Source organism: Sandaracinaceae bacterium (genome assembly GCA_016706685.1).
In the GTDB taxonomy this organism is placed as follows: domain Bacteria; phylum Myxococcota_A; class Polyangia; order Polyangiales; family Houyiibacteriaceae; genus JADJJE01.
Map to the genome: position 1 here is coordinate 36081 of JADJJE010000033.1, position 25911 is coordinate 61991.

Below are 25911 nucleotides of genomic sequence, written 5' to 3' on the forward strand. Positions count from 1 at the left end.
CCGGGGGGCTTGGTTGACAGCCCTTCCGATGGGGCCCCATCCTCATGGGGCATGAACGCACTCCACCGCGCTCGTTGCGCGTCCGCGTGAGCCAGGCTCTCGAACGCGCGCTCGTCTCGCTGCTGGGTCTCTCGGTGGGCGACGCCTTTGGCGAGCGCTTCTTCATGCCGCACGGGGCGCTCCACACGGCCATCGACGAGCGGGCCGTTCCGGCCTCCCCGTGGCGCTACACCGATGACACGCAGATGGCGCTGTCCCTGGTGGAGGTGCTGCGCGAGCACGGCACCATCGACCAGGACGCGCTCGCCAAGAGCTTCGTCCAGCGCTTCGATCCCATGCGCGGCTACGGCCCCGGCGCGCAGCGCCTGCTGGAGCGCCTCAAGGTGGGCGAGCGCTGGCGCGACGTGAGCCGGGCCCTCTTTCGTGGCGTAGGGTCGTTCGGCAACGGGGCTGCCATGCGGGTGGCGCCACTGGGAGCGTTCTTTTGTGATGACGCTGCGCGTTGCCGTGCGGAGGCCGAGCGCAGCGCGGAGATCACCCACGCACACCCCGAGGGCATCGCCGGGACCGTGGCCATCGCCGCGGCGGCCAGCTTTGCGTGTCAGACGCGCGAGCAGCCCTTCGACCCGGCGGCCTTCATGGCCCACGTGCTGAGCGTGACCCCGGGCACCTACGTGCGCGAGGGCATCGAGGAGGCGCGCCAGACGCTGGGCGAGCGCAGCGTGGCGTTGGCCGCGCAGCGCCTGGGCAACGGCTCGGGCATCACCGCGGGTGACACCGTGCCGCTCTGCTGCTGGCTGGTCTGCCGTCACCCCGACGACTACGAGGAGGCGCTGTGGGAGACGGTGAGCGCGCTCGGCGACCGCGACACCACGTGCGCCATCGTGGGTGGCATCGTCGCGTGCCGCGTGGGCATCGAGGGCATCCCCGCGTCCATGCGCGCCGCGCGCGAGCCGCTGCCGCCTGGCTTCGAGGCCCCGGTCGCGGAGTCGGCGAAAGCGTAGACAGGCCGGCGAGCGACGGATAACCTCGGCTGCATGTGGGCTCTCTGGTTCTTGGTCCCGATCGGCCTGCTGTCCTTGGTGGCGATCTACGATCGGCGTCAGCGCAGCAACACCATCATCGCGAACTTCCCCATCGTCGGGCGCTTTCGCTACTGGTTCGAGGCCCTTGGCGGCCCGCTGCGCCAGTACATCGTCACCGGCAACGACGAGGAGCGCCCGTTCACTCGCGACCAGCGCCGCTGGGTATATGCGTCCGCGAAGGTGGAGAACAACTACTTCGGCTTCGGCACGGACAACGAGCTCGAGCAGACCTCGGGGTACCTGATCATCCGGCAGTCCACGTTCCCCATCACCTCGCCGGTGAAGGGCCAGCCCGGCTACGACCCGAAGTACCGCGTGCCCTGCGCCAAGATCCTGGGCGGCTACCGCAACCGCAAGCACGCCTTCCGGCCGCCGTCCATCGTGAACACCTCGGCCATGAGCTATGGCTCGCTTAGCGGCGCGGCCATCGAGTCCATCAACCGGGGCGTGGCCATCGCGGGGGCCTGGCAGAACACGGGCGAGGGCGGCATCTCGCCCTATCACCGCAAGGGCGGCGACCTGCTCTGGCAGCTGGGCACGGGCTACTACGGCTGCCGCGACGAGAAGGGCAACTTCTCCATGGAGCGCTTCCTCGAGAACGTGGCCAGCGCGCCGGTGAAGGGCATCGAGATCAAGCTCAGCCAGGGCGCCAAGCCCGGCCTGGGCGGCGTGCTGCCCGCCGCCAAGATCACCCCCGAGATCTCGGCCATTCGCCACGTGCCCATGGGCAAGGACTGCATCAGCCCCGCGTCGCATGGCGCGTTCTCCGATGTGTCCTCCATGCTCGACTTCATCGAGCGGCTGGCCGACGCGAGCGGCCTGCCGGTGGGCATCAAGTCCGCCGTGGGGCAGATGGGCTTCTGGCACGAGCTGGCCAAGCAGATGGAGACCACGGGTCGCGCGCCGGACTTCATCAGCATCGACGGCGGCGAGGGCGGCACGGGGGCGGCGCCGCTGGTCTTCAGCGACCACGTGTCGCTGCCGTTCAAGCTGGGCTTCACCAGCGTGTACCGCGCCATGGCGGAGCGCGGCATGCACGAGAAGGTGGTCTTCATCGGCACCGGCAGGCTGGGGTTCCCGCAGCAGGTGCTGTTCTCCATGGCCCTCGGCTGCGACCTGGTCAGCGTGGCGCGCGAGGCCATGCTGGCCATCGGCTGCATCCAGGCCCAGGAGTGCCACACCGGCCACTGCCCCACGGGTGTCGCCACGCAGAAGCCCTGGCTGGTGAAGGGGCTCGACCCCACGCTCAAGTCGGCGCGCCTTGCGAACTACATCATGACGCTGCGCAAAGAGACGCTGGCGCTGGCCCATGCGTGCGGCGAGGCGCACCCCGGCGTGGTGCCCCTCGATCACTTCGACATCGTGGATGGGTTTGCCACGCGCCCCGCGCGCGAAGTCTTCGGCTACGACCCCCGCTGGGGCCTGCCCGAGGACCAGGAGCGCGAGGCCATTCGCGAGGTCATGCGCTCGCTCGCCTGAGCGTGCGGTCCTGCGGCGCCGGGGCGCCTGCCGCCGGGCTGTGAGCACGTGTCGGGAAAGGTGCTATCGTCCCGCCGCTTCGCATGCTCCGAACCGTCGTCGCCGTGGCCGTCTTCAGCGTCATGTGGGTGCTGCTCTCGTGGCACTTCGAGCCGCTCGTCATCGTGTGCGGCGTGCTGTCGGTGGCAGGGACCGTGGCCATCACCCGCTACCTCGGGTTCATGGACGAAGAGGGTGCGCCCTACGAGTTCACCCTCCGGGTGCTGGCCTACATGCCCTGGCTGCTGCGTGAGATCGTGGTGGCCAACTTTCAGGTGGCGCGCATCATCCTCTCGCCCCGGCTGCGCATCGAGCCGCAACTGCTGCGGGTGCGGGCCAGCCAGCGCACGTCGGTGGGTCTGGCCATCCACGCCAACACCATCACCATCACGCCGGGCACCATCTCTCTCGACGTGCGGGACGGCACCATCCTGGTGCACGCCCTCACCGAGGCGGGCGCGTCGCAAGACGGCAGCGGCGACATCGACCGCAAGATCTCTTGGGTGGAGGGGCGCGCGTGACGTCGGTCATGGCCTTCGCGGCCGCTGCCATCCTGTTCACCATGGTGCTCGCGCTGTTTCGCGCGGCGCGCGGGCCTACCACCTACGACCGCATCCTGGCGCTCAACCTGTTCGGCACGCAGACGGTGCTGCTCATCGCGGTCACGGGCTTCCTCTTCGGGCGCCCCGAGTGGCTGGACCTCGCCATGGTCTACGGCCTCTGCAACTTCGTGGGCGTCCTCGCGGTGCTGCGCTTCTCGAAGTACGGCTCGTTCATGGAGGACCCGTGATGACGGACATCCTCCACGGCATCGGGGCCTTCTTCGTGGTGGTGGGCGCCGTCTTCTGCGTGATCGGCGGCATCGGCGTGGTGCGCCTGCCCGACTTCTACACGCGCTGCCACGGCTCCGGCCTGACTGACAGCGCGGGCGCCGGGGCGCTGCTCTTCGGGCTCATGTTCTTCGCGGACCCGCTGGTGGCCGTGAAGCTCTTCGTGCTGGTGGCGTTCCTGTGGATCTCGAGCGCGGTCTCCACGCACTCGCTGGCCAAGGCCGCGTTCTCGAAGGGCGTGCGCATCGAGAACGTGCCCGAGCGGGACTGGACCGTGCCGCCGCCCGCGCCCGAGGAGCCACCGCCCGAGGAGCCCCGCTGATGGAGACGGCCATCACCATGGTGCTCTTCGGCCTGCTGTTCACCACGGCCCTGCTCGTGGGGCGGCAGCGCAACCTGTTTGCGGCCACCATGCTCACGGGCATCTTCAGCCTGGTCAGCGCGGGCCTCTTCACGGTGATGGAGGCCGTGGACGTGGCCTTCACCGAGGCCGCCGTCGGCGCGGGCGTGTCCACCGTGCTCATGCTGGCCACGCTCTCGCTCACCGAGGACACCGAGCGCCGCGAGTCGAAGGTGTCGTGGCCGGCGCTCATCGTGGTGCTGCTCACGGGCGGGGCGCTCATCTACGGCACGCTCGACATGCCGGCCTTCGGCGACGCCAACGCCGCCGTCCATCAGCCGCTGTCGCGCTACTACATCGACCGCGCGTGGGACGAGATCGGGCTGCCCAACATGGTCACCTCCATCTTGGCGAGCTACCGCGGCGCGGACACCTTCGGCGAGCTCGGGGTGGTCTTCGTGGCCGGCATCAGCGTCATCCTGCTGCTGGGCCACACGCGCGCCGCGGCCGCCGTGGCGCAGGCCGAGCGTGACGAGCGCCCCTCGGTGCTGAGCGCCGAGCGCCACGCCCAGGTGCGCGAGATGCCGGTGGTGCGCACGGTCGCCAAGGTCATGCTGCCCTACATCGTGCTCTTCGCGTTCTACGTGCAGGCGCACGGCGACTTCGGGCCGGGCGGGGGCTTCCAGGCGGGCGTCATCCTGGCCACGGCCTTCATCCTGTTCGGGCTGGTGTTCGGGCCCAAGGAGCTCACGCGCCTGGTTCCGCCGCAGCGCCTCGAGCGCATCATCCCGGTGGGGCCCATGATCTACGGCGGCGTGGGCGTGGTGGCCATGCTCATGGGGGGCGAGTTCCTGGCCTATGGCGCCTTCACCCCCGAGCACCCCTCGCACGGGCACCACTACGGCATCTTCATGGTGGAGCTGGGGGTGGGCATCACGGTGAGCGCGGTCATGATCACCATCTACACCACGTTCGCCACGCGGCCGCGCACCACCACGCCCTGCGCGGTGCTCGAGCCCGGTGAGCAGCCGGTGCCCGTGGGTCTCGCCCCCGAAGACGTGCCCGAGCTGCCGGAAGAGCGCGCGCTCCCGGCCCAGGAGGGCACGTCATGAGCCTGCTCCCCGTGTGGCACTACGTGGTGGTCGTCGCGCTCATGATGCTGGGCCTCTACATCGTCATCGCGAAGCCCAACTACGTGAAGAAGCTCATGGGCCTGAGCCTGTTCCAGGTGTCGGTCATCATGCTCTACGTGTCCATGGGCCGCATCACCGGCGGGACGGCGCCCATCTACATCCTCGACGACGGCGTGCCCCGGCCCTTCGTGCTCTACACCAACCCGGTGCCGCACGTGCTCATGCTCACCGCCATCGTGGTGGGCGTGGCCACCATGGCGGTGGGCCTCTCCCTGGTGGTGCGCATCCGCGAGGCCTACGGGTCCACCGAAGAAGACGTGGTGGCCGAGCTCGACCGCCGCGAGGTGGAAGAGGCGCGAGCGCGCGAGACGGCCGTGCCCCCCGAGGCGGAGCGCGCTGCCCCGTGATGGCGCACCTCCCCATCTTGATGGTGCTGGTGCCGTTGCTCTCGGCGCCCATCGTGGTCTTCATCAAGCACCCGCTGGCCAGCCGCGTCATCGCCACGGCGGCCTGCATCGTCAGCGCCCTCTGCGCGTGGACGCTGGCGCTCACCCTCGACTCGGCGGTCAGCTACCCGCTCGGCGGCTGGCGACCGGCCATCGGCATCGAGCTGCGCATCGACTACGCGGGCGCCTACGTGGCCGTCATCGTGAGCACCCTCGCCACCGTGGCCATCAGCCTCGGCACGCGTGGCACGCGCGAGGAGCTAGAGGGCCGCGAGGTCTTCTTCTACGCCCTGTTCCTCATGTGCGTGGCCGGCCTCATGGGCATGGTGGTCACGGGCGACGCGTTCAACGTGTTCGTCTTCCTCGAGATCACGTCGCTCGCCACCTACACGCTGGTGGCCCTGGGTCGTAAGCGGCGCGCTCTCACGGCGGCGCTCAACTACCTGTTCCTCGGCACGCTGGGCGGCACCTTCGTGCTCATCGGCATCGGGCTCATGTACCAGATGACCGGCACGCTGAACGCAGCCGAGGTGGCCGCGCGCATCCGCGACGTGGGCCAGCTGCGCACGGTGCACGTGGCGTTCGCGTTCCTCACCGTGGGCCTCTGCATCAAGCTCGCGGTCTTCCCGCTGCACCAGTGGCTGCCGGGCGCCTACTCGGAGGCCCCGCACGCCGTGTCCTCCTTCCTGGCGGGCACGGCCACCAAGGTCATGTACTTCCAGCTGGTGCGCGTGGTGGTGTCGTTCTTCGGCGTGGCCTACGTGTTCGACACGCTGCACTTCGGCGCCCTGCTCATGCCGCTCTCCGTGCTGGCCATGTTCGCCGGATCCACGGCGGCCATCTTCCAGCCCAGCCTGCGCCGGCTGCTGGCCTACTCGTCCATCGGGCAGGTGGGCTACCTCACGCTGGCGCTCTCGCTGGGCACCGCGCAGGGGCTCGAGGCCGGGCTGCTGCACCTGGGCGCGCACGCCGTCACCAAGACGGCGCTCTTCCTGGTGGCCGCGTCGTTCATTGCGCAGGTGGGCGACGACCGCCTCGAGAGCTTCGCCGGGCTCGGGCGCCGCTTCCCCTTGCTGTCGCTCGCGTTCGTCATCGGGGGCCTGGGCCTCATCGGTGTGCCGGGCACGGCGGGGTTCGTCAGCAAGTGGGCGCTGCTGCAGGCCGCCTTCGCCGACGGTCACCCGCTGCTGGCGTTCTTGATCCTGGTGAGCTCCATGCTGGCGGTGGTCTACGTCTTCCGCGTGGTCGAGATCCTGTACTTCCGCGCGCCGCGAGCCGACGCGCCGCCCCTGCTGCGTGAGCGCCCGGACTGGGGCGCTTGGGTGCCCGCGCTCGGCATGGTGGCGGTGAGCGTGGCGCTCGGGCTGTGGTCCGAGGTGCCGTCCGACTACGTGGCCACGGCGGCCGCGTCGCTCTTCGGAGGCGCGCCATGAACCCCACCATCGTGCTGGGCGTGGCGCTCGGGCTGCCGCTGCTGGGGGCACTCCTGGTGGCCCTGACCGGACAGCGCCCCAACGTGCGCGAGGCGGTCACCGGGGTGGTGGGCGTGGCCACGCTGCTGGCGGTCGCGCTGCTGTACCCCGCCGTGGTGTCGGGTCGCCTCCCCGAGTGGGAGCTGCTGCGCGCCACGCTGCCGGGGGTGCCGCTCTTCTTCCGCGTGGAGCCGCTCGGCCTGCTCTACGCGCTGGTCGCGGCCGGGCTCTGGCCCATCACCAGCGTGTACGCCGCCGGGTACCTGCGCGAGCACCACGAAGAGAACCAGACGCGCTTCTTCGTGTGCTTCGCGCTCTCCATCTTCGCCGCGCTGGGCATCGCGTTCGCGGGCAACCTGGCCACGCTCTTCCTGTTCTACGAGCTGCTCACGCTGGCCACGTTCCCGCTGGTCACACATCACCAGACGCCCGAGGCGCAGCGCGCGGGGCGCATCTACCTGGGCATCCTGATGGGCACCTCGGTGTGCTTCCTGCTGCTGGCCATCGCGTTCACGTACAGCGCGGCGGGCACGCTCGATTTCGTGCCGGGCGGCATCCTGCGCGGCAAGGTGTCCACCGCCGCGCTGCCCCTGCTGTTGGGGCTCTTCGTCTACGGCTGCGGCAAGGCGGCCCTCATGCCGCTGCACCGCTGGCTGCCCGCCGCCATGGTGGCGCCCACGCCCGTGAGCGCGCTCTTGCATGCGGTGGCCGTGGTGAAGGCGGGCGTCTTCGCCATCCTCAAGATCGTGGTCTACGTGTTCGGGCTGGACCTGCTGCGCGAGACCGGCTCGTCGGACTGGCTCATGGGTGTTGCCGCCATGACCATCCTGCTCGCGTCGCTCATCGCGCTCCGCCAGGACAACCTCAAGGCGCGCCTCGCGTACTCCACCATCAGCCAGCTGGCGTACATCGTGCTGGGTGCCGCCATGGTCACGCCCGACGCCATCCTGGGCGGCGGCCTGCACATCGCCACGCACGCGCTCGGCAAGATCACGCTCTTCTTCTGCGCGGGCGCCATCATCGTCACGGCCCACAAGACCGAGGTCAGCCAGCTGGACGGGCTCGGCCGTAAGATGCCCTGGACCATGGCCGCGTTCTTCATCGGCGCGCTGTCCATCATCGGCCTGCCGCCCACCGCCGGCTCGTGGAGCAAGTGGCTCTTGGCGCTGGGCGCGGCCGAGCAGTCGCCGCTGCTGGTGGGGGTGCTCATGGTCAGCTCCCTGCTGGGCATCAGCTACTTGCTGCCCATCCCCATCCGCGCGTTCTTCTTCGAGCCCCCCGCGCCGCATCCGCACGCAGCAGACCCGGATACGGAGCAGGACATCGAGCACGGCAACGTGCAGCCCCACGATCACGGCGAGGCGCACCCGCTCATGCTGGTGCCCTTGTGTCTGACCGCGCTCGGCTGCGTGCTCCTCTTCTTCTACTCGCAGCACATCGTCGCGCTGCTTCGACCGTTGGTGGGCCGATGAGCAACGAGCACCACGACCATGACGAGAACGGCGAGCTCGTGGCACGCGCCCGTGAGCCGCTCGCGCCCAGCGTCCTCGAGCGCAACGCGGTGAACATCCAGCGCGCCGTCGTCTTGGTGTGTGCGCTGCTGGTGTTGGCCGACGTCGCGTTCAGCCTCTATGGGCACCGCCACACGCACTTCGGCTTCGAGGGCTACATCGGTGTCTACGGGGCCATCGGCTTCGCTTCCTACGTGGGGCTGGTGCTCTCGGCGAAGGTCCTGCGCGCGCTGGTGATGCGGCCCGAGCGCTACTACGACGACCGGGAGGAGCGGCCATGAGCGGTGCCCTCACCCAGCTGTTTCCGGGCGCCCTCCTGATCTTGGGCGCGCTGTTCGTGCCGCTCTTCCGCGGCCGCGCCGAGCGGTTCCGCAATGTGTACGTGCTGGCCCTGCCGTTGCTCAGCGCGGCGCACTTCGCGCTGTTCTCGCTCGGGCACCAGAGCACGGCCACGCTGTTCGGCTACACGCTCGAGCTGGTGCGGGTGGACGCCCTCAGCCGAGTGTTCGGGGTCATCTTCCACATCGCGGCGTTCTTGTGCTGCCTCTACGCCTTCCACGTGAAGCGCCCGCTCGAGCACGTGGCCACCCTGGTCTATGCGGGGGCGGCCATCGGCGCCACGTTCGCGGGCGACCTGCTCACGCTCTTCCTCTTCTGGGAGATCACGGCGCTCAGCTCGGTGTTCCTCATCCTGGCGAGAGGCCTCGACGAGCCCGCGCGCCGTGAGCGCGTCTTCCGCGTGGCCATGCGCTACCTGCTCATCCAGGTGGGCTCGGGCGTGCTGCTGCTGGCCGGCACGCTCATCTTCTACGAGGCCACGCGCTCGCTGCACTTCGGGCGCATGGACCTCGAGGAGACGCCCGGCGCGCTCCTCATCTTCCTGGCCTTCGGCATCAAGGCCGCGTTCCCGCTGCTGCACAACTGGATGCAGGACGCCTATCCCGAGGCCAGCGTCAGCGGCACCGTGGTGCTGGCGTCTTTCACCACCAAGCTGGCCATCTACGCGCTGGCGCGGGGCTTCGCCGGCACCGACATCCTGATCCCCATCGGCGCGGCCATGACGGCCTTCCCCATCTTCTTCGCCGTCATCGAGAACGACCTGCGGCGCGTGCTGGCCTACTCGCTGAACAACCAGCTGGGCTACATGGTGGTGGGCGTGGGCATCGGCACCGAGCTGGCCATCAACGGGGCCGCCGCGCACGCCTTCGCGCACATCCTCTACAAGGGCCTGCTGCTCATGAGCATGGGCGCGGTGCTGTACCGCACGGGCACCATCAAGGCGTCCGAGCTGGGCGGCCTGCACAAGTCCATGCCCATCACCACGGCCTTCTGCGTGGTGGGCGCGCTGGCCATCTCGGCCTTCCCAGGGCTCAGCGGGTTCGTCACCAAGTCCATGATCATCACGGCGGTGGGCGACGCGCACCTGCTGGTCATCTTCGGCGTGCTGCTGTTCGCGTCGGCCGGCGTGTGCGACCACTCGGGCATCAAGATCCCCTTCTTCACGTTCTTCGCGCACGACCAGGGCTGGAAGGTGCAGGAGGCCCCGCGGCACATGCTGCTGGCCATGGGCATCGCGGCGGCGCTGTGCATCGGCATCGGCGTGTACCCCGCCGCGCTCTATGCGCTGCTGCCGTTCCCCGAGGCCGCGGCGCGCTACGACGCCTACGAGGCCACGCACGTGCTCACCATGCTGCAGTTGCTGTTCTTCGCGGGGCTGGCGTTCATCACGCTGCTCAAGCTGCGCGTCTACCCGGCGGAGCTGCCGGGCACCAACCTGGACACCGACTACGTCTACCGGGTGGTGCTGAAGCGCTTCGTGCGCGAGAGCTACGCGCTTGCCGGCTGGGTGCGCGAGGGGACCTGGGCGCGCGTGCTGCGCGTGCGCGACAGAGCGCTCGGCCGCCTGCGCCTCGAGCACGAGCCGCCGCGTGGGCGGCTGGGAGAGCCCTGGACGGCCGGCACCACCACGCTCTACGCGGCGCTGGTGTTGTTCGGGCTGCTGTTGGTGACGTCCACCGCAGGCTGCGGCGGAGACGACAGCGAGGCCAACGACGCGCGCCTGCTGCTGGACCGCGTGACGGCGCTCGAGGGCGTGCCCGAGCAGGCCTTCGAGGCCCGCATGGAGCGCGTGGAGGTGCTGCGCGCGCTGCCCCTGCGCGGCGAGACGCTGGTGACCGTGCGCGACGCGTGCGCCGAGATGTACGGCGCGCTGCTCGAGGCCGACATCCAGAACGCGCTCATCCGGACCATCGGCGCGCCCACGGAGGAGACATCCGCGGCGGACCTGCAGCGCCTCGAACGGGCGTTCACCGACGCCGAGGCGGCCGCGGCGCGCGTGCTGGCCCATCGCGACGGCTGCGTGGACGGGACCGCGTCGCTGCGAGCGCGCTATGCGCCCAGCCGGCGCGGCTCCGAGTAGCGCCGCAGGGCAGCGGCCCGCCCTCGCTCAGAGCGGCAGGTCGATGCGCTCCTCCGCGTCGGCGCAGCGCATGGCGTCGATGGCGGGGGAGTAGCTGCACACGCGCACGTGGTTGGCCGCCGGGTCGAACTCCAGCAGGCGCATGTAGCCGTCGCCGCCGCGCTCGCGGTGCTGGTAGTTGGCCAGCAGCGCGTGGCACGGGCGCCCCAGGTGATTCTTCCGCGTGACCCGCCCGATGCCCCGGGCGAGCACGTGACCGGACACGAACACCTGCACGTTGCCCACGGAGCTCAGCTCGCGGAAGACCTGCTCGCCGTCGAGCCCGCCCTGCTTGCCCAGGCTGTAGGCGCTGGGGCACCACTCCTGGCCGCGACGCGTCCGGTCGTAGAGCGTGTCGTCGTGATAGGTGAGCGCGTGCGTGGCCACCAGCGCGAGGCTGTGCGGCGTGTCGGCCAGCAGCTGCTTCGCCCACGCCACCGCCTCCGGGCGCGGTGCGAATTCGAGCCCCACCACCAGCACGGTCCCCATGGTGGTGTTGATGGCATAGGCGCTGTTGGCCACGCTCGCGTCGTACGTGCCCAGGAACCCGAGTGCGTTGTGCGCGGCCTGCGGCCGGCGAATGTCGTCGAGGCCGGTCACGCGGCTGTTCGCGGCACCCTTCGGGCCCAGGTCGTGGTTCCCGGTCACCACCACCAGCGGCAGGCTGGCCGCGTCGATCTCCGCGAACGCGCGCCGCGCCACCTCCCACTCGTCCGGGTGGTTGCGGTTGGTCACGTCGCCCACGTGCACCACGGCCGCGATGCCCAGCTGGCGCGCGTGGCTGCGCAGGAACTGGGTCTGCTCGAGGAAGAGCTCCGGATAGTGGTCCGGGTAGATCTGCGTGTCGGGCAAGACCGCGATGGTGAACGCGTCGGAGGAGGCGGGAGGGAGCAGCATGCGAGGGATCAACCGTTGGGCCGCTATGTGCGGCGTCAGAGCTCGAGGCTGAGCGAGGCCATGAAGCGGCGGCCGCGCTGGGGCATGGTGGGCGACGGGAAGGCCGAGACCGGGACCTGGTACTCCCAGTCGAAGAGATTGTAGACCCCTACCGCGTAGTGGATGCCCAGGTCATCCACGCTGCCGGTCACCACCACGTCGGCGATGACCGCCCACCCCGTGGTGTCGTTGGTGCTGAGGTCCACGCGCCGCGGTGCCTCGAGGCTGAGCCGCAGCGCGCCGCGCAGGAGCCGGTCCAGCACGGGGAAGATGGCCCGCGCCGAGCCGAACAGGTAGGGCGCGTTCGGGACGTCGCGGTTGGCCGTGGCCCCCTCGGCAAGGGGCGCCTCGAGGTAGCGCGCCGACAGCGTGCCGAGCATGGCCGAGAACATCCAGCCATCGCGCAGCTCGCGGCGCACCTCCACGTCGGCGCCCAGGTTGCGCTGGTCCGTGGAGCTGTTGGCGCTGTAGGTCAGGCCCAGCATCTCGGGGTCGTTCGCCGCTGGCACGGGCAACGTCTCGATGAAGTCCTGCGCGTACTGGAGGTGACCCGACAGCAGCAGCGACCACTCGTCGTCGAAGCGGTGCGTGTACTCCACCTCGCCCGCGTAGAGTGTCTCGGGGCGCAGCGCCTCGCCGCAGCACGTGCTCCCGAGCGAGGTGCGTCCCCCGTCCTGATAGAACTGCTCGTAGGTGCTGGGAGCCCGGAACGCACGGCCCGCGATGAGCTTGACGGTGTCGTTCGCGCTGGGGCGCAGGATCACCGCGAGGCGTGGATTGAATGAGACGAAGCTCTCGGAGGGCGCCGGCAACAGCCACGCGTCCACGCGACCCCCGAGGGAGACGCTCACGGCCTGCGCAGGCTCCCAGTCGGCCAGCGCATAGCCCGCGATGGTGCTGAAGTTTCGATCCTCGTCCAGCACCAGGTTGCGTGAGCCGTCCAGGTTCTGGTCCGAGACCCGCATGGTCACGATGGGGTGGTGCGCTGCCTCGGCACCCGCCGAGAGCCGCAGCGTGGGGTGCAGCTGGGCCACCACGCGCGCCTCGCCGCCGGCCCAGAACCCGCGGTAGGTCTCGGTGTAGGGCTGCTCGAAGGCCGTCATGCTGGCTTCGTCCTCACCCTCGTACACGAAGTCCAAGTGGAAGTAGTTGTAGCCCGCGTACACGCGCGTGCGGAGCTCCACGCGCTCCGAGAGCCGTGGCTCGTAGCGCACCTCCAGGAGCCCCAGGTGGTCGTCGAAGCTGTTCTCGAGCCGGTTGTAAATCGTGTCGAACGTGCCGGTGGGGATGGCGACGGTGCGGGCCGTGAAGAAGCCCTGCACCACCAGCGGACCGGCCCACGCGCGCACGGACCCCGTGACGGCCTGGAACTGCTCCACGCCCTCGGCGCGGTTTGCGTCCACCGTGCCGTCGCCGTCCAGGTCGAAGTACAACACCTCGTCGCGCCCGCCCGAGCGGGCCACCGCCACGGAGCCACGCACGCCCGCCTTGTCGCTCAGGTGCACGTTGAAGGCCCCGCGGGCGCGCCCCACGTTGCCGTCCGCGAGGGACAGGTCGAAGCGCGCCGACGTGGGCAGCTCATGGGAGAGCGGCACCAGGTTGATGACGCCCGAGACGGCGCCCGTGCCGTAGAGCACGGAGCCTGCGCCGCGCACGATCTCGATGCGCTCCACGTCGCCGAGGTCCACGCGGCCGTCATAGCCGATGAACGCCTGCTGCAGGATGTTCTCGTTGAGCGTGGCGCCGTCTTGCAGCACGCGCAGGCGGCTGTTGTAGTCGTTGGGCTGGCCGATGCCGCGCACGCCCGCGTTGGAGTACGTGCTGTCGGAGGTGAGCGCGAAGCCGCGCTGTCCACGCAGCGCCTCCACCAGCGTGGGGTAGCGAAAGGCCTCGAGCTCGGCGGTGGAGATGACCGACACGGACGCGGGCGCGTCCTCGATGGTCTCCACCTCGCGCGACGCGGCGCTCACCTCGTGCAGGGTGCGCATGCGCAGGCTGGTGAGCTCCACCTGGCGCTCGCGCGTGACCTCCACGTTGGCTTCCTCGGGCTCGTAGCCGCGCGCGCTGACGCGCACGTGCCGCGTGCCCACCGCGATGCCCGCGGCCACGAGCGGCGTGAAGCCCACCGCCACGCCATCGATCTGCACCAGCGCCCCTTCCACATCGGCGCGCACCACCACCGAGCCAGTCTCCGCCACGAGCGTGATGTTCGCGCGCGTGGTCTCGGCTTCGGTAACGGCCACCGCGCGCGCCAAGGGTTGGTGGCCGGCCGCGCGCACGTGGATGACGTGGGGACCAGGCGCCACGGGCAGCGAGCAGGGCAGCGTGCAGGCCGCATCCCCGTCCTCCGAGTCCACGCGCAGCTCGGCGCCTTCGTGGCCCCGGACCACCAGCGTGCCGACCACGCGCGTGAGCGCCAGGCGCACGCTGCTGCGCTGACCCACCGCCACGCTCAGCGGCTCGCTGGTGGCGTCGTGATGACCCGGCAGGCGCGTGATGATGCGGTACGTCCCGGCAGGCAGCGCGATGGTGAGCGGGGCCGTGCCAATCGAGCCCAGGTCGATGCGGTCCACGAAGACCGTGGCGCCCGCGGGGGCGGACTCCACGTCGATCAGCGCCACCTGGGTGGCCAGTTCCGTGAGCGCGGCGGTGATGCGTGTGCGCGCTTCGGTGTCGGTCTCGGTGGCCAAGGCGGTGGCGTAGTAGCGATACGCCTCCGGGTACATGGCCAGCCGCTGGTACGCGCGCGCGATGTTGAAGACCACGTTCTGGTTGGGCACCAGGCGGTTGGACGCCAGGTAGTGCTCGAGCGCCTCGAGGAAGTTGCCCGCGCGATAGGCCTCGTTGCCCAGGCGGAACTGGAGGTCGGCCTCGTCGGCGGTGCCATCGGCCTGGGCCACTTCGGGGACCACGCTGGGCGCGAGGGCGAGCGCCCCCAAGAGGGTGGCACGCAGGGCGAGACCGAGTGCGCGGCGCGCCGTGCGGCCGCTGCGCGCGCGATGCCCCTCCATGGCTACCTCGCGTCTCGCAGGTCGTCGTCGGCGGGAGGCCGCATGGGCGCAGGAGCGTCGCGGTTGTCGGCCGCTTGCGCCATGGACGACACCGGCCGGCGTGCACGCGTGAGCTCGATGCGCGCGGGTGGGGCCTCCGTGGTGAACGTGATCACCTCGGGTTGGTAGCCCGGGGCCTCGACGAGCAGCGTGTGCGGCGTTCCATCGAGCGCGAGGCTGCGGTCGAGTGAGCCACGGCCGGCCAGCTCACCGTCCAGCTCGAGCAGGGCCTCCGACGGGAACGCCACCACCACGATGCGCGTGAGCGCGGCTGCCGGCTGCTGCGGGGGCGCCACGACGGTGCGGTCGACCTCCGCCCCGATCAGCGGCACGTCCGCGAGCTCCTGCGGAGTGGGAACCGGCTCCGGGACGGGCGGCACCAGCGCCACTGGCGCGTCCGGTGGAGGGCTGGGCTCTGTGAGCTGTGTCCAGACCCCAACGCCCACGACAGCGCTGAGCAGCGCCACCAGCGCGACCACCAGCGGCACCCACGAGCCGGACTCCTGGGTGGTGGTGCTGCTGGACAGCGGCGGGATCCCACTCGGCACGTCGGTGCTGATGAGCGCCGACGTGCTGATGCCGGGGTCGGAGCTCATGGACGGAAGCAGCACGGTGGCGGCGCCTTCATCGATACGGCGGGACCGCTTCGACGAGTGCCGCTCGAAGTCGCCGGTGGTCTCACTCGCCAGACGGCGCTCACCACCGGCTTCGAAGTCGCTCGGGTCGCGCTCCACCAAGGCGCGATAGCTCTCGGCCGCGCGCTGTGAAGCAAAGGGCAGCAGCTCATCGGTGAGCGCCTCGAGGTCTTCGTAGCGCTCGCGCGGATCGGCCGAGAGGGCCCGCAGCAGGATGCGGTCCATGGCCGGAGGAAGCTCTGCGGCGTGCATGGACGGGGGCCGCTGAACGCCGCGCGAGACCTCGTGCAGGAGCGCCACCACGTTTTCGCTCACGAAGGGCAGCACGCCCGTCACACACTCGTAGATCACCAACGCGAACGCGTACTGGTCCGCGAGCGGGCCCACCACGCCGGTCCCGAGCGCCTGCTCGGGAGCCATGTAGTGCGGCGTCCCGAGCACGGAAGAGCGTGATGTCTCGCTGGGGATGCCCGCCGTGGTCAGCTTGGACACACCGAAGTCCAGCAGCTTCGGGACGATCTTCCCGCTGGCGGTCCGCGCGATGAAGATGTTGTCCGGCTTCAGGTCCCGGTGCACCACACCCCGTCGGTGGGCCTCCGAGAGCGCGGCCGCGATGGGCAGCAGGACGTCCAGCGTGCGCGAGAGCGAAAGCTGGCGGTGGTCGCGGATGACCTGGGAGAGCGGGTCCCCCACCAGCAACTCCATCACCAAGAACGGCACCCCGTCCTGCTCCCCCACGTCGGTGACGTCCACCACGTGCGGGTGCTGGATGCGCGACGCCGCCTCACCCTCACGGAGGAAGCGCGCGCGCAGGTCTTCGTTGTCGGCCACGTCGGGGAGCAGCACCTTGAGCGCCACGGTCTTCTTCAGCCCGCGGTGCACCGCCTCGTAGACCTCCGCCATGCCACCCGTGCCGATGCGCCGCACCAGCTCGTACTGACCCAAGGTGGTCCCACTGCGCGCGCCGAGGCTCTCCGCGAGGCGGCTGCTGGGTCGGTCGGTAGCGGATGTTTCGGACATGGCGGTCACGGAATCCGGCACAAGGATACCGCAGCGCGGGGCGCGGATGTTCAGCGATCTGACAGCGGTGTGACGTCAGTCGTAGCAGCAGCGGAACCCCGCCCCACTGCTGAGCCCAAAGCGGGTGCCCGAGCCGTAAGCGCTGCAGGGATTGCCCTGCGCCTGGAGGCACAGGTCGTCGCCTGGGTTCCCGCTCGTCGCGGGTTGGCAGGCGTTCACCCACTCCGCCCATCCGCCGCCCAGATCGAAGACGTTCTCGAAGCCTGGCACGTTGCTGACGCAGACCGTGTCCGTGCCCACGTCCCGGGGCGGGTAGCCCGAGGTGACTGCGCACTCGTTCGCTGTGAGCACATCGCCGTGTGGATATAGGCGCGTGCCGCCCGACGTGCAGACGTGTGCCCAGAGGTCCACGCTCGGGTCCCCATAGTTGGCGAGGGGTAGGGCGCCACCGCCGATGGCGCCGCACAGGTGCCCGCCGGCCCAGGCGCAGTAGGCCGTAGCGTCACACCAGTCGACGACGGCGGGAGAGTTCGGGAAGTCATGCCAGGGCAGGGGCGTCTCCGGAAACAGCGTGGTGTTCCCGGCGCACTCCACCGGAGCGTGCGTCACGACGGGGTCCGACCGGGCGAACCCCATGTATTGCGCGCGCGTCACCTCGGTGCGGTCGATCTCGAACGGCGGAATGAGCGTGTCCGTGGGGGTGATCATGGTGCGCGGTCCGGGAGGCGCCGCGGTCACCAGCGGCTCGCACACCGCTTCCCAGAGGGGCAGGTCCCCGGGTAGGCGCCGGCGGATGTCCCCGCCCCGCCCGTGGCTGCACCACGAGAAAGCTGGGTCGCAGTCCACCACGACCTGATTGGCGCAGTTGACGACGTCCTCACCTTGTCCGCAGGTATTGAGACAGGCTGCGCAGCGCGGCACGGGGTTGGCGCTCCCCGTCACGCAGCGGTACTCGTTCCCGTCGTCACCCTGGCACACGTAGTCGCACGCGTCCGCGCTCACGCCGCAGTACGCGATGCGCTGAAAGCCGGGGCCGGTCATGTTGCACTGGTAGATGCCGCTACCCATGCACAGCTGCAGCCCGTAGCCGCAGCCCCAGCCGCCAGCCTCGATCGCCCCGTACTCGGCGTTGTCCATGCACGCACCCGCCACGCAGCGGAACAGGCTGTGCTCCACGGGCGAGTCGCCGAAGTTGTTGTTCCGGTAGTTCATGGGGCACGTCCCCGCGAGCGTGCTGAAGTCCAGGCTGCCGGCCTCGCGCCCGCCTTCACAGGGGCGCCGGCAGGTGCGGTCCACGCCGCACACCAAGCCTTCTGGACAGTCGTCCCCCAAGCAGAAGCCCGCCTCGGCGAGTCGACAGAATCCGCCACCGTCGGGGTGCGCCAGGCACACCTCACGGCCGCAGATCGTGGACGTCATGCAGGGCCTCCGGCAGAGCCCATCGCTGCAGCGGTCGCTCGAGCCACACTCCGCATCGGTCGTGCACGCGGTGCCCAGCTCCGCGTAGCGCGACACGGGCCACGCCACCGCCAGCGGCATGCCGATGGTGTCGCAGTCGAACTCGTCGGCCACGCTCGCGCCCGTGGTGAAGTTGTACATGGTGAAGCGCTCCACCCGCAGCTGGGAGGTCAGCCCCACCAGCTGCAGCTGGGTCGAGACGTTGCCGCTGAACGTGCTCAGGGCGGTGAGCACCTCGTGGCGGCCCGCCTCGAAGAAGTACGCGCGAAGGCGCACGCCGCCCGTCTCGATCTCGATGACCGCCCGCGTGGGCGACGCGTCGAGGGGCAGGTCGTAGGCCAGCCCGTCGAACTCTTCGCTCATCTGCAGGTGCGCGTTGGTGTCGGTCACGTCCAACTCGGCGATGGGGATGCCCGTGTCTCCCGCGATGCCCCCGTTGGCCCACATGACGCGGACACGAAAGTGCGCGCCGGGGCCGAGCGACAAGCGGCTGATCTCGATGCGGCGCACCGAGCCGATCACGTCACTGCCGAGGGGCGTCTCCACCGTCACCCCTTCACTGCTGGCCTCGAGGATCAGCTCACCGTCCTCGATGTGGACGAGCGCCGGATTGATGGCCTGCGCCGAGGGCCCCGCCCAGTTGGTGGGGCACACGAAGGGCACGCCCATGTCGCTGCCCGGGATGTCCGACTCGGGGATGCCGCACGCTCCCACGAGCGAGGCAATGCATAGGCTGGCCGACCACGCTCGCATGCTGGACATGCCTGCATTTTTAGCATGGTTGAAAATTTACTGGAATGCCCCCCCAGCGCTGGAAGGCCCAATGCCCCAGCGGGGCAGCGCCTCACATCAGCTTGCTGCGGAAGATGAAGAACACCGCGCCCAGGATGCAGAGGCCTGCCCAGAGGTAGTCGAGGGTGAGCTTCTCCTTCATGTAGAAGATGGAGAAGGGCGCGAACACCAGCAGCGTGATGACCTCCTGCATGATCTTCAGCTGCCCCACGCTCATGACGTTGTGGCCGATGCGGTTGGCGGGCACCTGCAAGAGGTACTCGAACAGCGCGATGCCCCAGCTCGCGAGCGCCGCCAGGACCCACGGCTGCTGCGCCATGTTCTTGAGGTGCGCGTACCAGGCGAAGGTCATGAACACGTTGCTGCACACCAGCAAGAGGCCCGTCGTCCAATAGGGGTTCATGGCGCCGGAGTCTACCTGATAGACTGCGCGCAGCATGGAAGCCCCACGGAACTCTGGATGGACACGCCGGGTGCTCGCGCTCGGCGCGGTGTCGCTGTGGATCCTGGCTTGTGGCCAGGACAATGACGCTTCGGGCGAGGTGACGAGTGGCGAGGAGCCCAGCATCGAGGCGGCGGGCCAGCCCGTGGAGCTCCCCTTCGCGCTGAGCGACGCTAGCCCCGACTTGCTGTTGACCTACGCCGACGCCAGCGGCGCGCACACCGTGCACCGACCCAGCGAGGTGCCCGAGGCAGCGCGCGAGTGGGTGCGCGTGGACTCGCTGTCGCTCTCGCCCGAGCAGCGCCCGGCCGATGGCCAGGTGTACGTGGCCGATCTGCGTGAGCGCCCCGCCGACTCACGCGCGGCGCGGCTGGTCCCGCGCGCCACGTTCGACGCCTATGTGGAGCGCGCCAGTGGCACGACGGGCCGTGGCGGTGGCGGCACCCCGGTCGCAGCGGCAGGCAGCGGCGACATCGTCCTCTACGGGGCGGCGTGGTGCGGCGCGTGCCGGCAGGCTCGGCAGTTCTTCGAGCGCGAGGGCATCGCCTTCATCGACCGCGACATCGAGCGCGACCCGGGCGCGCGCGACGAGATGAACCAGAAGGCGCGCGCCGCGGGAGTGCCCACCACGGGCATCCCCGTCATCGATGTGCGCGGCACCATCCTCACCGGCTTCGACGAGCGTCGCATCCGGCAGCTGCTGGCCGCGTCGCCCGGCGGTGGCGCGCGGCCGTCGCCAGCGGCCCAGCCCATCTGAAGGCGCGCTAGGCGCGCGGCTCCCACGGGGGAGCGTCAGCCCGCCGCGAAGGGGAGGTCGAACACGCCCTGGTGGATCTGCTTCGCCAGCTTCTTGCCAAGGACCTCGCCCAGCGCGGCGCGGTTCTTCTTTTCGAGGGCGCTGGCGTCGATGACATCCGTGATGAGCGCGAGGTACTCCGCGATGCTCGGCGCGAACGCCATCAAGATCGGGCTGTCCTGGATGTCGATGACCAGGACTGGCAGCTCGCCGCGTGTTCCATCCGCGCTGGCCTGCCCCGCGCCGGGCGCCTGATACGCGAAGATCAGCGACTGCTCGTTGCAGCGCTCGGGGAGCACCAGCGGGTAGCACGCCCCCTTCAGGATCTCGGCGGTGCCCTCGAGGATGAACTCGGCCAGGCCCTCGTGTTCGAGCGCCAGGAGCTGCTCGAACGTCAGGCTCTCGAGGCGGACCTTCTGCTTGGCCAGCTTCAGCCCGAGCCAGCCGAAGTCGTAGGCGAAGAGCCGTGCGAGCGAGGTGGGCAGCGGCGCGCCATCACTCAGAGCGAGCGAGGCGAGCACCTTCGCTCCGAGCGGAGCCGGCGCCTTGCGGTGGGCGCCCCTACGCACATCGGGAGGAAACCCGTCCTCGGCGAGGCGCGCGAGGACCTGATCCATGAGCTGGGTGGAGTCGTCGGATGGGGTCACGGTCGGCACAGGATAGCCCGCCCCGCGCTCGACAGAGCCCGCGGTTCGGGGTACCTCGCTCGCATGACGCGCCTCTCGTCCGTGCTCCCCGCGTGGGTGGCCTTGCTCTCGCTCTCTGCCTCGCTCGCCGCGGGGTGCCGGCTGCCTGCCCCCGTGGACCATGGGGACCTGTATCCCGAGCGTGACCAGGCCCAGGTCCCCGAGGCCGAGGTCGAGCTCATCGCGGTGCGGGTGATCCTGGTCAGCTATGCCGGCGCCGAGGGGGCCACCGAAGAGGTGACCCGCACGCAGGCCCAGGCGGAGGCCCGCGCTGGAGTGGTGGCCGGCCTTGCGCACCAGCCCGGCACCAGCTTTCGCGAGCTGGCCCAGCAGTACTCCGACCGGCGCGATGACGCGCTGCGGCTGCGCCGCGACTCCGACACGCTGCCCGCCGAGATCGTGGAGGCGGCGTTCGCGCTGCGTGTGGGTCACATCAGCAGCGCGCTCCCGACGCCGAGTGGGTTCTTCATCCTGAGCCGGCAGCCCAACCCGGAGACGGGGCCCACCACCATCGGGGCGCGGCACATCCTGATCAGCTTCGTGGGCGCCCGCGGTGCCACCGACGAGACCACCCGCACGCGCGAGCAGGCCCTGCAGCTGGCCGCCGAGCTGGTCGAGCTGGCGCGCACCGACCCGAACGACTGGGACGCGCTGGCCGACGAGTACAGCGACGACCCGGGCGGAAACGGCGGAGACCTGGGGGTCTTCGGCCGTGGGCAGATGGTGCCCGCCTTCGAGCGCGCCGCCTTCGCGTTACGCATCGGCGAGGTCAGCGACCCCGTGGAGTCCCCCTTCGGCTACCACGTCATCGTTCGGTACGAGTGAGATGAGCGCCATCCCCAACAAAGAGCAGGTCCGCGTCCTCATCGACCGGGTGTTCGTCAACGGTGTGCCCCACAACGTGGCGCTGGGCATTCAGCTCATCGACTTCGAGCCCGAGTTCCTGGAGCTGCGCCTGCCGTACTCGGACAAGATCGTGGGCAACCCCGAGACGGGCGTCATCCACGGGGGGGCGGTCACCACGCTCATGGACGCCGGCTGCGGCGGCGCGGTCATGATCCGGCTGGGCAAGCCCATGCGCATCGCCACGCTGGACCTGCGCATCGACTACCTGCGGCCGGGTAAGCGCGACACGGACCTGATCTGCCGCGCTGAGTGCTACCGCGTCACCAAGAACGTGGCGTTCACGCGGGCCATCACGCACGACGGCGACCCCAGCGACCCAGTCGCGTCATCCGCCGGCACGTTCATCATCTTCCGGGGGGACAAGTAGATGACCGACCTCTCGACCGCGCTGCACCACGCCCGCGCCACCAACGACTTCAGCTCGCTGCTGGCCCTGATTCCCTACGCGCGCTTCATGGGCTTCCTGGTGGACATCGTGGACGGCGACCTGCGCGTCACCATGCCCTACGCCGAGCACCTGATCGGCAACGGCTCGGTGGACGCGCTGCATGGAGGCACGCTGGGCGCCATGATGGAGTCCACCGCCATCTTCAAGCTGCTCTGGTCGGCCGAGACCGTGCGCGTGCCGAAGACCATCAACATCACGGTGGAGTACCTGCAGAAGGCCGAGCGCGGCAAGGACACGTACGCGCGCGCCGAGTTCATCCGCCACGGCCGCCGGGTGGCCAACGTGCGGACGTTCTGCTGGCAGGACGACCCGAGCCAGCTGGTCGCGGCCGCCAACGCTCACTTCCTGCTCACCCCCGAGTGACGCGCGCGTCCTGAGACTGGGGCGCCTGCGAAAATGTGGGCGTCGCCCGCTCCGCTGGGTACGCTGTGGGGGTGACACGTTCGCTGCGAACGAGGATGGTTGGGCTCCTAGCGCTGGTGGCTTGGGCGCCGACGGCGGTGGTGCAGGCACAGGCTGAGCTGGTGGTGCTGGACGTGAGCGTGGCTCAGCCCGCGGCGGACGGTGACACGCCCGTGCCCCTCGTCGATGCGGCCGCCCTGCGCCTCGAGCTCGCTCGGACCATGCACGCCCTCGTGGTGGCCTCCGAGTCGGCGGAGGCGTTCGAAGTGCCACCCGTCGCGTCCATCTCCATCGCGCTCTCGCCCGGGCACGCCGTCATCGCCATCCACATGGCAGCCACCGCAGACCGTCCGGCCAGCGACCAGTCGCTCGCGTTCGAGGGGGAGCTCAACCAGGCGCGGCTCGTGGCGTTGCTGCTCGCGCTCGTGGGGCCCTCCGTCAACATGCCGTCCTCCAGCGGCATGGACGTGCGCGTGAACCCCTACCGGGACGCCACGCCGCCACGCACGCGGCCCGAGCCTCTCCGGCCCCGCATGGCGATGACCTTCCTGGTTCCCAACCCCTATCGCGGGCGGCACGCGGTGCGTTTGCAGCCTCCGCGCCCCATGGCGCTCAGCGAGAACCCGTACCGCTGAGCCGAGCGAGGGCACCTCCAGGAGCGGGGGCTCATCTTGAGGGAGGGGCTCATCATTGTGACGCGTGTGCGCGCGGCCCAGCCGGCCAATTCGTCATGTATGTGCCATGGCGCCGCAAACACACACGCTGGCCCGATCGGTGCAGAGGGGTGCTCCAGCAGAACATCGAAGGGCACATTGCCCGGTGATCGTTCCCTGGAATTCGACGAAATTATGCTCAAGATCTTGCGCCTCATGGTGGTCCTTGCCGCGGTTCCCCTCTTCACGCTCGGCTGCGCGGAAGAGCTCATCGACTGCACCGACATCTGCACCGACGTGGAGGACTGCATCGGCGACGAGTTCGGCGTGCGAGACTGCCGCCAGAGCTGCCAGGAACAGTCTCAGAACGCCATCAACGAGTGTGATGCCTGCCTGGACGACAATCCGAACAGCTGCGGCCCCTGCCTGGCCGAGTGCACGCCGCTCGGCCTGATGATCGCGGCGGACATGTGAGCTGCTAGCTAGCGCACCTCGAACTCCTGGCTCGCCAGCACCGTGCCGTCCTCGGCGATCACGGTGGCGCGCCAGGTGCCGGGTGTCTCGATGTACCGCGTGTAGCCCCAGGTGCGGAAGCGGCGCTGCGCGCCGGGCACCTCGAGGGTGACGTTGCCCACGCGGCGGCCGCCTGGGCCGTCGAACTGGATCCGCACGGCGCGCCCGTCGTTGCTCGCATTGCGCACCTCGACGAAGGCGTAGACGCGATCCTGCGCGGTCGTGATGGGGGCTCCCACTCCGACGGGCTCGCGGTCCGCGATGTCGTGGGCGACCACCAAGCGGCGCACGCTGAGACCGCCGTCCACGGGTGGAGCGGATGCGGAGGCGCGGCTTCCCTCGAACGCCGTGAAGGCGGGCGCGCCGAGGGTCAGCGAGAGGGCGAGGAGCAAGGAGGAGTGTCGGTGGCTGGTCATGCCACGCTCCTATCGCAGGACGCGTGCCATGCCTCGAAGTGCCATGATTCAAGGCGATTTACGTTCAGAGCCGGCCCGCAGCGCGGGCGTAGCCACCGCACCGGCGTGTGCGCGCTGACACACACACCTCAGCTGGCCCACTCGTGGTGAGAGCATTACAGCGGTGCCCGTCAACCCGCGCTCAGTCGCTGGCGCCCACGTCGTCCATCAGCCCAGGCGGTGCGGCCCGCTCCATGCAGCTGGAGCAATAGGCGACGGAGGTGGTGTGTGGATCCACGTGCACGTGCGCATGGGCGCCGCAGGAAGCGCAGAAGAACTGCGCCTTCGTGTGCTCCCCGCAGACCAGCCCGCCGCGCAGCAGATCTCCGCGCGTGGCCACGCCAATGGGGCGGCCCTGGTTGTTCACCAGCAGCGCGCCGGCGTCGAGGGCCAGCATGCGCTCGGCCGCCTCTTCGAGCGATGCGCTCATCTCGATGCCGCGCGCCGGCACCATGTACTCGCCCACCAGGTGTGCTCGAGCTTCGCGTCGGACAGCTCGCACTGTGCACACGCCACGCCCACCACCTCGCCATGGTCGCATACGAGCAGGTGCTCGATGCCCCGCTCACGCGCCGCGGCGAGAGCCTCTCGAACACGCAGCGTCGACTCCACGAAGAGCGGCGCCTTGGTCATGACCTCTGAGATTTGCATGTCGCCTCCTAGTGCGACCCCGCTCGACCTTGCCCACCATGGTCGATTGGCCGCTTGGCTGGCTCTCAGGCTACCCACTCGCCAAGGGCGTGACAATGGGGGCACGCGCAACAGACGAAGACGCCCCGCGAGCGTGCTGCTGGCGGGGCGTCTCGAGGGGCTGGGCCCGTTGACTCAGATCTCTTTCAGCTCGGTGGTCATCTGCTGCATGACCTTCTTCGCGTCGCCGTAGATCATCATCGCGTTCGGGTACTCGAACAGCTCGTTCTTGATGCCCGCGTAGCCGGGGCTGAGGCTGCGCTTGATGATGAACACCGAGCGCGCCTCGTGCGCGTTCAGGATGGGCATGCCGAAGATGGGGCTCTTCGGGTCCGTGTTGGCCGGGTTCACCACGTCGTTCGCGCCCACCACGATGACCGCGTCGGTGTTCTTGAACTCACCGTTGATCTGGTCCATCTCGATGAGCTGCTCGTAGGGCACGTCGGCTTCCGCGAGGAGCACGTTCATGTGACCCGGCATGCGGCCCGCCACCGGGTGGATGGCGTAGGTCACCTTGGTGCCGCGCTTGATCATCTCGTCCGCCAGCTCGCGGCAGGTGTGCTGCGCCTGAGCCACGGCCAAGCCGTAGCCCGGGATGATGATGACGCTCTCGGCTGCGTCCAGCACCATGGCCGCCTCTTCGGCGCCGCAGGAGGTGACCGAGTGGTACTCCTGGTCGCCCAGGTCCACGCCTTCGTTGGAGCCGAAGCCGCCCACCAAGACGTTGAGCAGCGAGCGGTTCATGGCCACGCACATGATCTGCGTGAGGATCAGGCCGGCCGCGCCCACGGTCGCGCCCACCACGATGAGGAGCGGGCTGTTGATGACGAAGCCCGCCATGGCTGCCGCGATGCCCGAGTACGAGTTGAGCAGCGAGACGACCACGGGCATGTCCGCGCCGCCGATGGGGATGACCAAGAGGACACCCAGCACCAGCGAGATGGCGGTGACGACCAGCGCCGACACGATGATGCTGTCGGGGCCAACCGCCATGAAGCCCAGGTGGCCGATGCCGGCGATGGCGCCGAGCAGCAGCACGGCGTTGATGACGTGACGCCCCGGCAGCATGATGGGCGCGCCCTTGTTCAGCTTCTCCTTCAGCTTCAAGAGCGCGAGCACGCTGCCGGTGAAGGTGATGCCGCCCACGATGATGGATAGCGCGATGGTCACCGCCGAGGCTGCACCGCCCGTGACGAGCGCGGCCACGGTCTGGTCGGCCGTGCCGTGCCGACTCGA

At 69.7% G+C, this 25911-nt stretch carries 27 protein-coding genes; 17 read left to right on the forward strand and 10 right to left on the reverse strand.

Annotated elements, in window-relative coordinates:
* Window positions 1–44: 44 nt before the first annotated feature.
* From IPI43_27800 to IPI43_27850, 11 genes are all read left to right on the forward strand, one after another.
* A complete protein-coding gene (locus IPI43_27800; protein ID MBK7777872.1) occupies window positions 45–1004 on the forward strand; it encodes an ADP-ribosylglycohydrolase family protein in 960 nt (319 codons plus the stop codon).
* A gap of 33 nt (window positions 1005–1037) precedes the next feature.
* Window positions 1038–2564 carry an FMN-binding glutamate synthase family protein gene (locus IPI43_27805; GenBank protein ID MBK7777873.1) on the forward strand — a complete coding sequence of 509 codons (1527 nt, stop codon included), beginning with the start codon at window positions 1038–1040 and terminating at the stop codon, window positions 2562–2564.
* 83 nt (window positions 2565–2647) lie between these two features.
* Entirely contained in the window at window positions 2648–3124 is a 477-nt protein-coding gene (locus IPI43_27810; GenBank protein ID MBK7777874.1) for a Na+/H+ antiporter subunit E, read from the forward strand.
* An 8-nt stretch (window positions 3125–3132) separates the two neighbouring features.
* Window positions 3133–3393 (forward strand): pH regulation protein F, encoded by a 261-nt coding sequence (locus IPI43_27815; GenBank protein MBK7777875.1) that lies wholly within the window; start codon window positions 3133–3135, stop codon window positions 3391–3393.
* Window positions 3393–3755 carry a monovalent cation/H(+) antiporter subunit G gene (locus IPI43_27820; protein ID MBK7777876.1) on the forward strand — a complete coding sequence of 121 codons (363 nt, stop codon included), beginning with the start codon at window positions 3393–3395 and terminating at the stop codon, window positions 3753–3755. Before IPI43_27815 ends, IPI43_27820 begins: the two co-directional genes overlap by 1 nt.
* Window positions 3755–4885, forward strand: coding sequence for a DUF4040 domain-containing protein (locus IPI43_27825; protein ID MBK7777877.1), 1131 nt, complete (start codon window positions 3755–3757; stop codon window positions 4883–4885). The genes IPI43_27820 and IPI43_27825 overlap by 1 nt, the downstream gene beginning before the upstream one ends.
* On the forward strand, window positions 4882–5313 hold the full coding sequence (locus tag IPI43_27830; GenBank protein MBK7777878.1) for a cation:proton antiporter subunit C: 432 nt from the start codon (window positions 4882–4884) through the stop codon (window positions 5311–5313). The genes IPI43_27825 and IPI43_27830 overlap by 4 nt, the downstream gene beginning before the upstream one ends.
* Window positions 5313–6785, forward strand: coding sequence for a monovalent cation/H+ antiporter subunit D family protein (locus tag IPI43_27835; protein MBK7777879.1), 1473 nt, complete (start codon window positions 5313–5315; stop codon window positions 6783–6785). Before IPI43_27830 ends, IPI43_27835 begins: the two co-directional genes overlap by 1 nt.
* On the forward strand, window positions 6782–8296 hold the full coding sequence (locus IPI43_27840; GenBank protein ID MBK7777880.1) for a monovalent cation/H+ antiporter subunit D family protein: 1515 nt from the start codon (window positions 6782–6784) through the stop codon (window positions 8294–8296). The genes IPI43_27835 and IPI43_27840 overlap by 4 nt, the downstream gene beginning before the upstream one ends.
* On the forward strand, window positions 8293–8616 hold the full coding sequence (locus IPI43_27845) for a hypothetical protein (protein ID MBK7777881.1): 324 nt from the start codon (window positions 8293–8295) through the stop codon (window positions 8614–8616). Before IPI43_27840 ends, IPI43_27845 begins: the two co-directional genes overlap by 4 nt.
* The gene (locus IPI43_27850) at window positions 8613–10754 is read left to right on the forward strand and encodes a Na(+)/H(+) antiporter subunit D (GenBank protein MBK7777882.1); all 2142 of its coding nucleotides are present in this window, start codon (window positions 8613–8615) and stop codon (window positions 10752–10754) included. The genes IPI43_27845 and IPI43_27850 overlap by 4 nt, the downstream gene beginning before the upstream one ends.
* A gap of 27 nt (window positions 10755–10781) precedes the next feature.
* Here the strand turns inward: IPI43_27850 and IPI43_27855 are convergent, their stop codons facing one another.
* The 5 genes from IPI43_27855 to IPI43_27875 form a co-directional block, all read right to left on the reverse strand.
* Window positions 10782–11690 carry a metallophosphoesterase gene (locus tag IPI43_27855; GenBank protein MBK7777883.1) on the reverse strand — a complete coding sequence of 303 codons (909 nt, stop codon included), beginning with the start codon at window positions 11688–11690 and terminating at the stop codon, window positions 10782–10784.
* A gap of 35 nt (window positions 11691–11725) precedes the next feature.
* Window positions 11726–14740, reverse strand: a complete 3015-nt coding sequence (locus tag IPI43_27860; GenBank protein ID MBK7777884.1) for a TonB-dependent receptor — start codon at window positions 14738–14740, stop codon at window positions 11726–11728.
* A 2-nt stretch (window positions 14741–14742) separates the two neighbouring features.
* Complete coding sequence (locus tag IPI43_27865; GenBank protein ID MBK7777885.1) at window positions 14743–16434, reverse strand: serine/threonine protein kinase; 1692 nt, start codon at window positions 16432–16434, stop codon at window positions 14743–14745.
* Window positions 16435–16509: 75 nt separating this feature from the next.
* Window positions 16510–18654 carry an SUMF1/EgtB/PvdO family nonheme iron enzyme gene (locus tag IPI43_27870; protein MBK7777886.1) on the reverse strand — a complete coding sequence of 715 codons (2145 nt, stop codon included), beginning with the start codon at window positions 18652–18654 and terminating at the stop codon, window positions 16510–16512.
* 82 nt (window positions 18655–18736) lie between these two features.
* The gene (locus tag IPI43_27875; GenBank protein ID MBK7777887.1) at window positions 18737–19087 is read right to left on the reverse strand and encodes a DMT family protein; all 351 of its coding nucleotides are present in this window, start codon (window positions 19085–19087) and stop codon (window positions 18737–18739) included.
* 34 nt (window positions 19088–19121) lie between these two features.
* Here IPI43_27875 and IPI43_27880 point away from each other — a divergent pair, with 34 nt between their 5' ends.
* Window positions 19122–19883: a glutaredoxin family protein gene (locus IPI43_27880; protein ID MBK7777888.1), complete on the forward strand. Its 762-nt coding sequence runs from the start codon at window positions 19122–19124 to the stop codon at window positions 19881–19883.
* A 35-nt stretch (window positions 19884–19918) separates the two neighbouring features.
* Here the strand turns inward: IPI43_27880 and IPI43_27885 are convergent, their stop codons facing one another.
* Window positions 19919–20569, reverse strand: coding sequence for a hypothetical protein (locus IPI43_27885; GenBank protein ID MBK7777889.1), 651 nt, complete (start codon window positions 20567–20569; stop codon window positions 19919–19921).
* A 63-nt stretch (window positions 20570–20632) separates the two neighbouring features.
* On the opposite strand from IPI43_27885, the gene IPI43_27890 reads away from it, so the two are divergent.
* The 5 genes from IPI43_27890 (at window position 20633) to IPI43_27910 (ending at window position 23491) form a co-directional block, all read left to right on the forward strand.
* Window positions 20633–21433, forward strand: coding sequence for a peptidylprolyl isomerase (locus IPI43_27890; protein ID MBK7777890.1), 801 nt, complete (start codon window positions 20633–20635; stop codon window positions 21431–21433).
* Window position 21434: 1 nt separating this feature from the next.
* A complete protein-coding gene (locus IPI43_27895; protein MBK7777891.1) occupies window positions 21435–21881 on the forward strand; it encodes a PaaI family thioesterase in 447 nt (148 codons plus the stop codon).
* A complete protein-coding gene (locus tag IPI43_27900; GenBank protein MBK7777892.1) occupies window positions 21882–22325 on the forward strand; it encodes a PaaI family thioesterase in 444 nt (147 codons plus the stop codon).
* Between the two features lie 116 nt (window positions 22326–22441).
* Window positions 22442–22999, forward strand: a complete 558-nt coding sequence (locus IPI43_27905) for a hypothetical protein (protein MBK7777893.1) — start codon at window positions 22442–22444, stop codon at window positions 22997–22999.
* Window positions 23000–23212: 213 nt separating this feature from the next.
* Window positions 23213–23491 carry a hypothetical protein gene (locus IPI43_27910; GenBank protein ID MBK7777894.1) on the forward strand — a complete coding sequence of 93 codons (279 nt, stop codon included), beginning with the start codon at window positions 23213–23215 and terminating at the stop codon, window positions 23489–23491.
* 8 nt (window positions 23492–23499) lie between these two features.
* On the opposite strand, the gene IPI43_27915 is transcribed toward IPI43_27910, so the two are convergent.
* The 4 genes from IPI43_27915 to IPI43_27930 all read right to left on the reverse strand — a co-directional run.
* Window positions 23500–23946, reverse strand: a complete 447-nt coding sequence (locus tag IPI43_27915; GenBank protein ID MBK7777895.1) for a DUF2914 domain-containing protein — start codon at window positions 23944–23946, stop codon at window positions 23500–23502.
* A gap of 181 nt (window positions 23947–24127) precedes the next feature.
* The gene (locus tag IPI43_27920; GenBank protein ID MBK7777896.1) at window positions 24128–24451 is read right to left on the reverse strand and encodes a CBS domain-containing protein; all 324 of its coding nucleotides are present in this window, start codon (window positions 24449–24451) and stop codon (window positions 24128–24130) included.
* Window positions 24412–24636 (reverse strand): hypothetical protein, encoded by a 225-nt coding sequence (locus tag IPI43_27925; GenBank protein MBK7777897.1) that lies wholly within the window; start codon window positions 24634–24636, stop codon window positions 24412–24414. The genes IPI43_27920 and IPI43_27925 overlap by 40 nt, the downstream gene beginning before the upstream one ends.
* Window positions 24637–24810: 174 nt before the next feature.
* The coding region (locus tag IPI43_27930; protein ID MBK7777898.1) for an NAD(P)(+) transhydrogenase (Re/Si-specific) subunit beta at window positions 24811–25911 on the reverse strand (1101 nt) is incomplete at its 5' end.